At 56.0% G+C, this 12,039-nt stretch carries 12 protein-coding genes; 5 read left to right on the top strand and 7 right to left on the bottom strand.

The window, feature by feature from the left end; translation table 11 throughout:
• Window positions 1–74 precede the first annotated feature (74 nt).
• The 3 genes from PAG01S_RS04505 (at window position 75) to PAG01S_RS04515 (ending at window position 3,820) form a co-directional block, all read left to right on the top strand.
• Entirely contained in the window at window positions 75–953 is an 879-nt protein-coding gene (locus PAG01S_RS04505; protein ID WP_010258668.1) for a MurR/RpiR family transcriptional regulator, read from the top strand.
• Between the two features lie 107 nt (window positions 954–1,060).
• Window positions 1,061–2,503, top strand: coding sequence for a pyruvate kinase (gene pyk, locus PAG01S_RS04510; protein ID WP_010258665.1), 1,443 nt, complete (start codon window positions 1,061–1,063; stop codon window positions 2,501–2,503).
• 84 nt (window positions 2,504–2,587) lie between these two features.
• The gene (locus PAG01S_RS04515) at window positions 2,588–3,820 is read left to right on the top strand and encodes an MFS transporter (RefSeq protein WP_062757831.1); all 1,233 of its coding nucleotides are present in this window, start codon (window positions 2,588–2,590) and stop codon (window positions 3,818–3,820) included.
• Between the two features lie 119 nt (window positions 3,821–3,939).
• On the opposite strand, the gene lpxM is transcribed toward PAG01S_RS04515, so the two are convergent.
• From lpxM to znuA, 3 genes are all read right to left on the bottom strand, one after another.
• On the bottom strand, window positions 3,940–4,914 hold the full coding sequence (gene lpxM / locus PAG01S_RS04520; protein WP_010670801.1) for a lauroyl-Kdo(2)-lipid IV(A) myristoyltransferase: 975 nt from the start codon (window positions 4,912–4,914) through the stop codon (window positions 3,940–3,942).
• A gap of 125 nt (window positions 4,915–5,039) precedes the next feature.
• Window positions 5,040–6,371 (bottom strand): murein DD-endopeptidase MepM, encoded by a 1,332-nt coding sequence (gene mepM / locus PAG01S_RS04525; protein WP_062757833.1) that lies wholly within the window; start codon window positions 6,369–6,371, stop codon window positions 5,040–5,042.
• A 13-nt stretch (window positions 6,372–6,384) separates the two neighbouring features.
• The gene (gene znuA, locus PAG01S_RS04530; RefSeq protein WP_062757834.1) at window positions 6,385–7,332 is read right to left on the bottom strand and encodes a zinc ABC transporter substrate-binding protein ZnuA; all 948 of its coding nucleotides are present in this window, start codon (window positions 7,330–7,332) and stop codon (window positions 6,385–6,387) included.
• Window positions 7,333–7,409: 77 nt separating this feature from the next.
• On the opposite strand from znuA, the gene znuC reads away from it, so the two are divergent.
• The gene (gene znuC, locus PAG01S_RS04535; protein WP_022625516.1) at window positions 7,410–8,165 is read left to right on the top strand and encodes a zinc ABC transporter ATP-binding protein ZnuC; all 756 of its coding nucleotides are present in this window, start codon (window positions 7,410–7,412) and stop codon (window positions 8,163–8,165) included.
• Window positions 8,162–8,947 carry a zinc ABC transporter permease subunit ZnuB gene (gene znuB / locus PAG01S_RS04540; RefSeq protein ID WP_010258643.1) on the top strand — a complete coding sequence of 262 codons (786 nt, stop codon included), beginning with the start codon at window positions 8,162–8,164 and terminating at the stop codon, window positions 8,945–8,947. The genes znuC and znuB overlap by 4 nt, the downstream gene beginning before the upstream one ends.
• Here znuB and ruvB read toward each other — a convergent pair whose 3' ends face one another.
• The 4 genes from ruvB to PAG01S_RS04560 form a co-directional block, all read right to left on the bottom strand.
• Window positions 8,948–9,952 (bottom strand): Holliday junction branch migration DNA helicase RuvB, encoded by a 1,005-nt coding sequence (ruvB, locus tag PAG01S_RS04545; RefSeq protein WP_010258640.1) that lies wholly within the window; start codon window positions 9,950–9,952, stop codon window positions 8,948–8,950.
• Window positions 9,953–9,960: 8 nt separating this feature from the next.
• Window positions 9,961–10,575, bottom strand: coding sequence for a Holliday junction branch migration protein RuvA (gene ruvA, locus PAG01S_RS04550; protein ID WP_010670803.1), 615 nt, complete (start codon window positions 10,573–10,575; stop codon window positions 9,961–9,963).
• A 96-nt stretch (window positions 10,576–10,671) separates the two neighbouring features.
• Entirely contained in the window at window positions 10,672–11,199 is a 528-nt protein-coding gene (gene ruvC, locus PAG01S_RS04555; protein ID WP_003849205.1) for a crossover junction endodeoxyribonuclease RuvC, read from the bottom strand.
• Window positions 11,200–11,236: 37 nt separating this feature from the next.
• Window positions 11,237–11,980, bottom strand: a complete 744-nt coding sequence (locus PAG01S_RS04560; protein WP_062757836.1) for a YebC/PmpR family DNA-binding transcriptional regulator — start codon at window positions 11,978–11,980, stop codon at window positions 11,237–11,239.
• Window positions 11,981–12,039 lie beyond the last annotated feature (59 nt).

Consider the following 12,039-nt stretch of genomic DNA (forward strand, 5'->3'; position numbering starts at 1 on the left):
GATATAGTCTCTGTTAATCGACTCTGACGACAGGGATAATTGAAATTGGTAAAAGTGATTATGGTCATCGGCTTATGAATATGCTGGAAAAAATTGAGGCGCAGTTTGCCGCGCTCAGCAATGCGGAACAGAAAGTCGCCCGGCAGATTCTGGCTGCGCCTCAGGCGGCGATGCACTCCAGCATTGCGACCCTGGCGCGCGAAGCGTGCGTCAGCGAACCCACGGTAAATCGCTTCTGTCATCGACTGGGCGCGCGCGGCTTTCCCGACTTTAAGCTGCAACTGGCGCAGAGCCTGGTGAAAAGCAGCAACTGGGTCAGCCGGGGCGTGGAGGACGATGACAGTGTGGAGAACTACAGCCACAAAATCTTTGACTCGGCGCTGGCAGGGCTGCAGCGGGTACGGGATCAGCTGGATAGCGCCCAACTACAGCAGGCCGTCACCCTGCTTACTCAGGCTGACAAACTTGCCTTTTTCGGGCTGGGGGCTTCCGCTGTGGTGGCGCATGACGCCTTTACCAAATTTCTGCGCTTTAATCTGCCGGTCATCTGGTCAGACGATATTGTGATCCAGCGCATGAGTTGCATAAATAGTCGAGCCGGTGACGTTTTTGTTCTCATTTCGCATACTGGACGCACAAAAAATATGGTAGAACTGGCTCGCCTGGCCCGTGTAAACGGTTCCACCGTTATAGCCATCACCTCTGCCGATTCTCCCCTTGCCCATGAAGCAGCGATAGCTTTAGTGCTTGATGTACCGGAAGATACGGATATCTATTTGCCGATGGTATCGCGCCTGGCGCAGTTGACCGTGATCGATGTGTTGGCGACCGGTTTCACCCTGGAACGGGGTGCGCCCTTCCGGGAAAACCTGAAACGCGTGAAAGAGGCGTTGAAAGCGTCGCGTTACGAAAAGCACACCATTCGGGAAAAGGATGATCAGCAAAAAAATTAACATCACATTTACAATGTGAGTCGTATCACAACCCGTCGATCATATAGAATAGATAACCATGCTGTGTCCACAGACCAGGGCACGCTTCAATGTTTACGGAGTCCTCGATGTCAAGACGTCTCAGAAGAACCAAAATCGTTACAACCCTCGGCCCGGCCACCGATCGTGACAATAATTTAGAAAAAATCATCGCTGCCGGCGCGAACGTTGTACGACTCAACTTCTCTCACGGCACGCCAGAAGATCACCAGCTACGTGCCGATAAAGTGCGCGAGATTGCCGCAAAACTGGGTCGCCACGTGGCCATCCTCGGTGACCTCCAGGGTCCAAAAATTCGTGTTTCAACCTTCAAAGAAGGCAAAGTTTTCCTGAATATCGGCGACCGCTTCCTGCTGGATGCCAATCTGGGTAAAGGCGAAGGCGATAAAGAGCGCGTCGGGATCGACTACAAAGGCCTGCCGGCAGATGTGGTGCCGGGCGATATCCTGCTGCTGGATGATGGTCGCGTGCAGCTGAAAGTGCTGGAAGTTCAGGACATGAAGGTGTTCACCGAAGTCACCGTGGGTGGCCCGCTGTCTAACAACAAAGGCATTAACAAACTGGGCGGCGGACTCTCAGCTGAAGCGCTGACCGAAAAAGATAAAGCGGATATCATCACCGCCGCCAAAATACGCGTCGACTATCTGGCCGTCTCTTTCCCACGCTGTGGTGAAGATATGAATCTGGCACGTCGTCTGGCACGCGAAGCGGGTTGTGACGCCAAACTGGTCGCAAAAGTGGAACGTGCTGAAGCGGTCGCCAGCCAGGAAGCGATGGATGACATCATTCTGGCCTCTGATGTGGTGATGGTGGCGCGTGGCGATCTGGGCGTTGAGATTGGCGATCCGGAACTGGTCGGCATCCAGAAAGCATTGATTCGTCGTGCCCGCCAGCTTAACCGCACCATCATTACCGCGACGCAGATGATGGAGTCGATGATCACTAACCCGATGCCGACCCGCGCAGAAGTGATGGACGTGGCGAATGCCGTGCTGGATGGCACCGATGCCGTGATGCTCTCTGCGGAAACCGCAGCGGGTCAGTATCCGGCTGAAACTGTCTCAGCGATGGCGAAGGTCTGCCTGGGCGCAGAGAAGATCCCGAGCGTCAACGTCTCCAAGCATCGTCTGGACGTGCAGTTCGACAATGTCGAAGAAGCGATTGCTATGTCATCCATGTACGCCGCGAACCACCTGCAGGGCGTCACCGCGATCATCACCATGACCGAGTCGGGCCGTACCCCGCTGATGACCTCACGTATCACCTCGGGCCTGCCGATTTTTGCTATGTCACGCCATGAACGTACACTGAATCTCACCGCGCTCTATCGCGGCGTGACGCCAGTGTTCTTCGACAGCAATAACGACGGTGTGGCTGCTGCACACGATGCGGTTAACCTGCTGCGCGACAAAGGCTTCCTGGTCTCTGGCGATCTGGTCATTGTGACGCAGGGCGATGTGATGGGCGCCACCGGCACCACCAATACCACACGTGTGCTGCGCGTGGATTAATTGAGCCCGGGTTTACATTGTCGGTGTAGAATAAACGACGCGACTGCCTGGCAGTCGCGTTTTCTTTTCTGACAAGGAGGCCAGATGGCCCGTTTCCACCCCATCAGCCAGCTTACCGGCCGAATTTTACTCTTTCCTCTGGCGTTAGTGCTGTTCGAGTTTGCCACCTATATTGCTCATGACATGATCCAGCCTGGCATGCTGATCGTCACCAGTGAATTTTCCGTCGGCCCTGAATGGGTCTCTACCTCCCTGACCGCCTACCTGATTGGCGGCGTGGTGCTGCAATGGCTGCTGGGTCCTCTCTCTGATAAGTTTGGCCGGCGACCGGTGATGCTCTTCGGCATCCTGTTTTTTGCCGTCGCCTGCATGCTGATGCACTGGGTCAGCTCGATTGAGGAATTTGTCAGCCTGCGCTTTATTCAGGGCATCAGCCTCTGCTTTATCGGCGCGGTCGGCTATGCCGCAATTCAGGAAGCTTTTGATGAGGCGCTGGCGGTGCGCATGATGGCGCTGATGGCCAACGTGGCGCTGCTGGCTCCGCTGGCGGGTCCGCTTGCCGGTGCAGCCTGGCTCACCATTGGCAGCTGGCGCAGCATGTTCTGGCTGTTTGCCGCCTGCAGCCTGGTCGCCTTTGTGGTGCTGTGGCGTGTGATGCCCGAAACCGCAGGTGACCGCAGTCACTCCATCGCCCTGCCCAATCTGGCACGCAACTATGGCCGGCTGATGAAAGACCGGCTGGTGATGTTTGGTTCCTTCGCTATCGGGCTGGTGTTTATCCCGATCCTCACCTGGGTTGCTCTTTCGCCGGTGATCCTGATGCACGACGAAGGTCTGTCACGCATGCAGTACGCCCTGTTGCAACTGCCGGTATTTCTGGCGATGATCGCCGGTAACCTGACGCTGAGTAAGCTGGCGGGACGCGTGCCGATTGAGCAGCCGGTGAAGTTCGCCGCCTGGCCGATTCTGATTGGTCTGAGCATGGCGCTGGTGGCGAGCCTGATGAACAGCCACGGTTATCTGCTGATAACCGCTGGCCTGAGCCTCTACGCCTTTGGCGCTGGCATGGTCAATGCCGGACTGTATCGCCTGACGCTCTACGCCAGCAACGAAGGCAAAGGCAGTGTGGCTGCGATGCTGGGAATGATCAGTATTATGACGCTGGCGGTGGGAATTGAGCTGGCGAAAAGCGGCTACTTCAGCGGCGGCACGCTGTGGTTCTGCCTGGTCAATTTTATCAGCGGCGTGCTCTGGTTTGGTCTGGTGATCCTGTTTATGCGCGAGCGTAAACGTCGCAGCAGGCTGGAGGCGTTATAAACAGGCAGCCCAGCCACAGGTGTGTCCTGAGCAGGCAGCTCAGAAGCTCAAAGCAAGGGAGCACACACCTGTAGCCAGTGATTAGGAGATAAGAAAAGGCCGCTTTCGCGGCCTTTTTGCTATTTGCGCGGATAGAGATCTTTGCGCGAATAGGGCTCGATGTCACCCTCTTTGCGGGTCTTCAGCAGCTTGAGGATCCAGGTGTACTGCTCGGGATGCGGGCGGACAAACACTTCCACTTCTTCATTCATCCGGCGAGCCAGCTGGTGATCGTCAGCTTCCAGCAGATCGTCCATCGGCGGACGCACATAAATCTCAAGCTTGTGCGTTTCGCTGTTATAAACCGGAAACAGCGGCACCACGCGCGCGCGGCACACTTTCATCAGTCGCCCTACCGCAGGCAGCGTCGCTTTATAGGTGGCAAAGAAATCGACGAACTCGCTGTGCTCCGGGCCATGATCCTGATCGGGCAGGTAGTAGCCCCAGTAGCCCTGACGGATCGAACTGATAAAGGGTTTGATTCCGTCGTTGCGGGCATGAAGCCGTCCGCCATAACCGCGGCGTGCGGTGTTCCACGCATAGTCCATCAGCGGATCGCTCTGGTTATGGAACATTGCCGCCATCTTTTGCCCTTCTGACGCCAGCAGCATGGCAGGAATATCCACCGCCCAGCCGTGTGGCACCAGGAAAATCACATTTTGCTGGTCCGCTTTCATCTGGTCGATAATGTCACGACCATGCCACTCTACACGTTCACGGATACGTGCCGGATCGCGCAGCACCAGCTCGGTCATCATTGCCATCGCCTGCGGTGCCGTCGCAAACATCTCATCGACCAGCGTTGCACGCTGCGCCTCGCTGAGTTCCGGCAGACAGTAATAGAGGTTAATCAGCGCACGGCGACGTGCGCCCTTTGCCAGCTTACCGGCGAATTTGCCTAACCGACCCAGCAGCGGATCGCGCACTTTCGGCGGTAAATACGCCAGACCCGCCAACGCACCAATTGCCAGCCAGCTGCCCCAGTATTTAGGTTTGAGAAAAGAACGTTCAAAAACGGGAATAAATTCAGTGTTATTTTTTTTACGGGTTTCCATGCACTCGCCTCAAGCAATGACCGGCTAATGATAGTGACGACCTGAAAATTTGCAATCATCCTGCGCCAGATAGCAAAAAACCGACGGGGAACCCGTCGGTTTTTGCGCGATTTGACGAAATTCGCTTACTTCAGACCCAGCTGAGGCAGCCAGGATTTAACCTGTGCCATGTAATCGCTGCGATCTTTGCCCGTCAGGCCTTCCATGCGCGGCAGTTTCGCCGTTAAGGGGTTGACCGCCTGATTATTGATCCAGATTTCAAAATGCAGATGCGGCCCGGTGGAACGTCCGGTGTTGCCTGACAGTCCAATACGGTCGCCACGCTTCACTTTCTGACCTGGCTTCACCAGCACTTTCTTCATGTGCATATAGCGCGTCATATACTGACGGCCATGACGAATCGCGACATAGTTACCCGCGGCACCGCCGTTCTTCGCCACCACTATTTCACCATCACCCACTGCCAGCACCGGCGTACCGATCGGCAGCGCAAAGTCGACGCCTTTATGAGGCGCTATGCGGCCGGTAACCGGGTTGAGACGACGCGGATTAAAGTTAGAGGAGACACGATACTGCTTAACCGTCGGGAAGCGCATAAAGCCGCGCGCCAGACCGGAGCCGCTGCGATCGTAGAACTTGCCATCTTCGGCGCGGAAAGCGTAATAGTCTTTACCCCCGCTACGCAGGCGCACACCCAGCAACTGACTCTGCGCACTCTTGCCATCCAGCATTTCGCGTGACATCAGTACGCTGAACTGGTCACCCGCACGCAGCTTACGGAAGTCCATCTGCCACTGCAGCGCTTTGATCACGGCGCTGGCTTCGGCACTGCTCAGTCCGGCACGCTGGGCGCTGGCGGCAAAACTGCCGCGCACTTCGCCCTGCATCACGCTGTTGCGCCATTCACCCTTCTGCATCTCCGCATCCATCTTAAAGCCACCTTTAGGGGTGCGCTCATAGGTGCGGGTTTCACGGCGGGAAATTTCCCAGCTCAGGGTTTTCAGGCCGCCATCATCATCCAGCGTCCAGCTCAGCTGCTGACCAACCTGCAGATTACGCAGATCGCGGTCGCTCATCACCAGCGCATTAATGTCACTGATGTCGATGCCATACTGGTTCAGGGCACTGCTCAGGGTATCGCCGGATGAAACGGTGTAGTCGTGAACCCCTGCCGTATCCGGCGCGTCGGTGTCGACATCGTCCGCAGGCAATTCTTCGTCCGGTTCTGGTGTGCTCTGATCGATAGGCTCACTGGCTTCCGGCAACAGCGTGCGGAACGTGTTCTTATCCAGTTCGATGTTTTTGACGATGGGCGTCACATCATCCGAAGGATGATAAACGTAAGGCCGCCAGACAGCGACGGCCAGAGTGACTACAGTTAAAGAACCCAGCATTACGCGGTGGGGGCGCGGCAAATTATTAAATGCGAGGGCGACAGAGCGGGCTATCTGCTGCACTTTTACCTATTCCTCATGCTCCATTCAGGCAGCTTTCATACTGGCTCGACAGTTGTGAGAGGAATTTCACATAGCTGTCTTTGGCTAAGCTGATGTCTGTTCCCAGGGGATCGAGCGTGCCTTTACGCACCTGCGTTCCGCGGGCGACAGCATCGATGACTGCTGGCCTGAATTGTGGCTCAGCAAAGACGCAGACCGCCTTTTGCTCAACCAACTGTGTTCGTATCTGATGTAAACGCTGAGCGCCCGGTTGAATTTCAGGATTGACGGTAAAGTGCCCGGTGGGCGAGAGACCGTATTGTTTTTCAAAGTACGTGTAAGCGTCGTGAAAAACGAAATATCCTTTATTTCTGACCGGAGCGAGTTGTGCGCTAACGCGTTTGTCCGTGTCCGCCAAAGCTACCTCAAACTGCTGGAGGTTGGCGTCAAGTTTGGCTTTATCTTGCGGCATAAGTTCCAATAATTTTCCATGGATTGCAACCGCGGTCTTGCGCGCAATCTCTGGCGACAACCACAGGTGCATATTAAACTCGCCGTGATGATGGTGGTGAGCATCGGCGTCCTGTTCTTCGGATTTTTCCGCTGTGTGTTCATCTTCATCTTCATCACCGCTAATCAATAACGGTTTCACCCCGTCGATGTTCACCATCGCGAGGTTTTTTTGGGCCGGAAGTTCAGCCGCAGACTTCGCCATAAAGGCTTCCATTTCAGGCCCGACCCATACGACTAAGTCCGCGTTTTTTAAGCGTTTTGCATCTGAGGGCCGCAGGGAATAATCGTGCTCAGAGGCACCGTCCGGTAGCAGAACGTCAACCGGTGTGACACCATCGGCAATGGCCGCAGCGATAAACCCTACCGGTTTGAGTGAAGCCACGACATTCGCCTGAGCTGGAAGGGTTAACGAAGCTGTAACGGAGAAAGCAGTTAAGGCGAAAATTGCGCCCTTTTTATTATGTAACATATTGCGTCATTCCATCGTGACCATGAGGTGGAATGTGATATTATAACATTCGAAATTCTGTGCAACCTGTAAATACTATGACCTCACTTGTCACACTCGATAATGTTTCGATAAAGTTTAACCAGCGCAATGTGTTATCCGGTGTCAGCCTGGCACTGCAGCCTGGCCGCATCCTCACCCTGCTGGGTCCTAACGGTGCCGGAAAATCAACGCTGGTGCGTGTGGTGCTGGGACTGCTCGCTCCCACCACCGGTAGCGTTAAGCGTGATCCCGGTCTCCGTATTGGCTATGTGCCACAGAAGCTGCACATCGACCCGACCCTGCCAGTGACGGTTGAACGCTTTATGCGTCTGACCCGTGGCAGCAAAAACGCCGAGATCCTGCCGGCACTGAAACGCGTGCAGGCGGGTCACCTGCTCAACGCCCCGCTGCAAAAGCTCTCCGGTGGTGAAACCCAGCGTGTGCTGCTGGCGCGTGCCCTGCTGAATCAGCCTCAGTTGCTGGTCCTCGATGAGCCTACGCAGGGTGTGGATGTGAATGGTCAGGTGTCACTCTATGACCTTATCAATCAGTTACGCGTTGAACTGAACTGCGGCGTACTGATGGTCTCACACGATCTGCATCTGGTGATGGCCAAAACCGATGAAGTGCTGTGCCTTAACCATCACATCTGTTGTTCCGGCACCCCGGAAGCGGTATCTCAGCATCCGGAATTTATCGCCATGTTTGGTCCGCGCGGCGCGGAGGAGCTGGCGATTTATCGTCATCATCATAATCACCGTCACGACCTTCAGGGACGTATCGTTTTACGCAAAGGACAGGGTCCATCATGATTGAGTTGTTATTACCGGGCTGGATAGGCGGTGTGATGTTAGCGCTGGCTGCCGGTCCGCTGGGATCGTTTGTTGTCTGGCGCAAGATGTCCTATTTCGGCGATACCCTGGCGCATGCCTCTCTGCTTGGCGTGGCATTTGGCCTGCTGTTTAACGTGAATCCTTACTACGCGGTGATTCTGGTCACGGTCTGCCTGGCGCTGGGACTGGTCTGGCTGGAGCGTCGTCCACATCTGGCTATCGATACCCTGCTGGGGATTATGGCGCACAGCGCGCTGTCGCTGGGCCTGGTGGTGGTCAGCCTGATGAAGAACGTTCGCGTCGATCTGATGGCTTATCTGTTTGGCGATCTGCTGGCGGTGACGCCAGACGATCTCTGGATGATGGGTGGCGGCGTGGTGATCGTGCTGCTGGTGATGGCGTGGCAGTGGCGGTCGCTGCTGTCGATGACCATCAGCCCGGAACTGGCCCAGGTGGACGGCGTCAATATCCAGCGTACCCGTCTGATCCTGATGCTGGTCACGGCACTGACTATCGGAGTGGCAATGAAGTTCGTGGGTGCGCTGATTATCACCTCACTGCTGATTATCCCCGCTGCGACTGCTCGTCGCTTTGTGCGTTCACCGGAAGGCATGGCGGCCGTCGCCGTGGTCATCGGGGTGATTGCCGTCACCGGCGGCCTGACCTTCTCCGCCTTCTACGACACGCCTGCCGGGCCGTCAGTGGTGCTCTGCGCCGCCATCCTGTTTATTTTCAGTATGGTCCGGAAACCAGCAGTCTAGTTACTCTTCGCGCGTGATGCCGAAGTGACGATAAGCGTGCTGCGTGGCCATCCGGCCACGCGGTGTGCGCTGAATGAAGCCCTGCTGAATCAGGAAGGGTTCAATCACATCTTCGATGGTTTCGCGCTCTTCACCAATGGCCGCAGCCAGGTTATCCAGCCCCACCGGCCCACCCATAAATTTGTCGATGATCGCCAGCAGCAGTTTACGGTCCATATAATCGAACCCTTCGCTATCTACGTTAAGCATATCCAGCGCGCTGCAGGAGACTTCACCGCTCAGATCACCGTTAGCCCGCACTTCGGCGAAGTCACGAACGCGGCGCAGCAGGCGGTTGGCGATACGCGGTGTGCCGCGGGCGCGACGGGCGATCTCTAACGCCCCTTCGTCACTCAGCGCCAGACCCAGACAGGCGGCGCTGCGGCCTACGATGTGCTGCAAATCTTTAACCTGGTAGAACTCAAGCCGCTGAACAATGCCGAAACGATCGCGCAGCGGCGAGGTCAGCGAGCCAGCACGCGTGGTGGCGCCAATCAGGGTAAACGGCGGCAGATCGAGCTTGATTGAGCGCGCAGCCGGGCCTTCGCCGATCATGATATCCAGCTGATAATCTTCCATCGCCGGGTAGAGTATCTCTTCCACCACCGGTGAGAGACGATGGATTTCATCGATAAACAGGACGTCATGCGGTTCAAGGTTGGTCAGCATCGCCGCCAGGTCGCCCGCCTTTTCCAGCACCGGACCTGAAGTAGTGCGAAGATTAACGCCCATCTCGTTGGCCACGATGTTCGCCAGGGTGGTTTTACCCAGTCCCGGCGGACCGAAGATCAGCAGATGATCGAGCGCATCGCCGCGCAGTTGCGCTGCCTTGATGAAAATCTCCATCTGCTCACGCACCTGCGGCTGACCGACATACTCGGTCAGCATCTTCGGGCGAATAGCGCGGTCAATAACCTCTTCTTCGCTGATACTGGCAGCGGAGATCAGGCGGTCGGCTTCTATCATGACTTACCTCAAATGGCGGCGCGTAGCGCTTCGCGGATCAGGGTTTCGCAATCCGCATCCGGTCGACCGACTTTACTGATCATACGGCTCGCTTCCTGCGGTTTATAACCCAGTGATACCAGCGCTGCAACCGCTTCGGCTTCCGCATCATTGGTTTCCGGCTCGGCGCTCGGCGTGGTCAGCGTAAAGGCAGAATCGCCGCCAAACAGGTCGCCGTGCATTCCTTTGAAGCGGTCCTTCATTTCGACCACCAGACGCTCAGCCGTCTTTTTGCCCACGCCTGGCAGTTTCACCAGTGACGCGATCTCCTCTTTCTCAACAGCGGTCACAAACTGCTGCGCCGACATGCCGGAGAGGATCGCCAGCGCCAGCTTGGGTCCGACGCCATTCACTTTAATCAGTTCGCGAAACAACGCGCGCTCCTGCTTGCTGTTAAAACCAAACAGCAGCTGCGCATCTTCACGCACCACGAAGTGGGTAAAAATCACCGCTTCGTGCTGAAGTTCAGGCAACTCATAAAAACAGGTCATGGGCATATAAATTTCATAGCCGACGCCGTGTGCCTCAAGCAGTACCAGTGGCGGCTGCTTTTCCAGAATATTGCCCCGTAAACGACCTATCACCTGAACGCTTCCTTAACTAACGAATGTGGCGGATTTTATAACATAAAAAAGGCTGGATGAATATCCAGCCTGAGAGTGAAACCTGAGCGATGACGGCTAACCTGAGCGTAACCGTCCGCGCGTCAGCACCAGCTTGCTGTCACTCATGCGAGCCGCATTCTGAGCCACATGACAGTGCGTAATGGCAATCGCCAGCGCATCGGCGGCATCCGCCTGCGGGTTCGCCGGCAGCTTCAGCAGGGTTCGCACCATGTGCTGCACCTGACTTTTCTCGGCGCTGCCGATGCCAACCACGGTCTGTTTTACCTGACGGGCGGCATACTCAAACACCGGCAGATCGTGGTTTACTGCGGCAACAATCGCGGCACCGCGCGCCTGGCCCAGCTTCAGTGCGGAGTCTGCATTCTTCGCCATGAACACCTGTTCAATGGCGAAGAAGTCGGGTGAAAACTGCGTAATGATTTCACAGACGCCCGCATAAATCAGCTTCAGTCGGGCGGGCAACTCGGTGGTATTAGTGCGGATACAGCCGCTGCCCAGATAAGTGAGCTGGCGGCCAGTCTGACGAATAACACCATAACCGGTGATGCGTGAGCCGGGATCAATACCCAGGATAATCGACATTACGCCTCTTTGGTTAAAGTGATTACGGTAGACGCCATTACAGCGTTTCCGCTACCTCGTCGGAGATTTCACCGTTGTGATAGACCTCCTGCACATCGTCGCAATCTTCCAGCATGTCGATCAGACGCAGCAGTTTAGGTGCAGTTTCCGCATCCATTTCGGCTTTGGTGGTCGGGATCATCGCCACTTCTGCAGTGTCCGCTTTCAGGCCGAGTGCTTCCAGTGCATCACGCACCGTACCCATCTCTTCCCATGCGGTGAAGACATCAATCGCGCCGTCGTCATAGCTGACCACATCTTCTGCGCCTGCTTCCAGATCCGCTTCCATCACCGCATCTTCATCCTGACCCGGCGCATAGGAGATCACGCCTTTTTTGTTGAACAGGTAAGCCACGGAGCCGTCGGTGCCGAGATTCCCGCCGGTTTTGGTGAAGGCGTGACGCACTTCGCCCACGGTACGGTTACGGTTGTCACTCAGGCATTCAATCATGATGGCCGAGCCGCCAGGACCGTAGCCTTCATAGATGATGGTTTCCATGTTGGCATTGTCATCGCCGCCTACACCGCGCGCAATAGCGCGATCCATGGTGTCACGCGTCATATTGTTCGCCAGCGCTTTATCCATTGCTGCACGCAGACGCGGGTTTGAGCCCGGATCGCCGCCGCCCAGCTTGGCCGCTGTCACCAGTTCACGAATGATTTTGGTGAAGATTTTGCCGCGCTTGGCATCCTGCGCCGCCTTACGGTGTTTGGTATTTGCCCACTTACTGTGTCCTGCCATTTTAAATTTTCTCCGATCTTTTACAGGGTGCAGGCTATCCTGCTTGCGAGCCTGTTTAC

Origin of the sequence: Pantoea agglomerans NBRC 102470 (assembly GCF_001598475.1) — a bacterium.
Classification (GTDB): Bacteria; Pseudomonadota; Gammaproteobacteria; order Enterobacterales; family Enterobacteriaceae; genus Pantoea; species Pantoea agglomerans.

What these genes read in the sequence shown, in the direction of transcription:
- znuC (WP_022625516.1), top strand. Translation starts at nt 7,410, where the DNA reads ATGACCTCACTTGTCACACTCGATAATGTTTCGATAAAGTTTAACCAG.
- ruvC (WP_003849205.1), bottom strand. Translation starts at nt 11,199, where the DNA reads ATGTCGATTATCCTGGGTATTGATCCCGGCTCACGCATCACCGGTTAT.
- pyk (WP_010258665.1), top strand. Translation starts at nt 1,061, where the DNA reads ATGTCAAGACGTCTCAGAAGAACCAAAATCGTTACAACCCTCGGCCCG.
- PAG01S_RS04505 (WP_010258668.1), top strand. Translation starts at nt 75, where the DNA reads ATGAATATGCTGGAAAAAATTGAGGCGCAGTTTGCCGCGCTCAGCAAT.
- PAG01S_RS04515 (WP_062757831.1), top strand. Translation starts at nt 2,588, where the DNA reads ATGGCCCGTTTCCACCCCATCAGCCAGCTTACCGGCCGAATTTTACTC.
- PAG01S_RS04560 (WP_062757836.1), bottom strand. Translation starts at nt 11,980, where the DNA reads ATGGCAGGACACAGTAAGTGGGCAAATACCAAACACCGTAAGGCGGCG.
- lpxM (WP_010670801.1), bottom strand. Translation starts at nt 4,914, where the DNA reads ATGGAAACCCGTAAAAAAAATAACACTGAATTTATTCCCGTTTTTGAA.
- ruvB (WP_010258640.1), bottom strand. Translation starts at nt 9,952, where the DNA reads ATGATAGAAGCCGACCGCCTGATCTCCGCTGCCAGTATCAGCGAAGAA.
- znuA (WP_062757834.1), bottom strand. Translation starts at nt 7,332, where the DNA reads ATGTTACATAATAAAAAGGGCGCAATTTTCGCCTTAACTGCTTTCTCC.
- znuB (WP_010258643.1), top strand. Translation starts at nt 8,162, where the DNA reads ATGATTGAGTTGTTATTACCGGGCTGGATAGGCGGTGTGATGTTAGCG.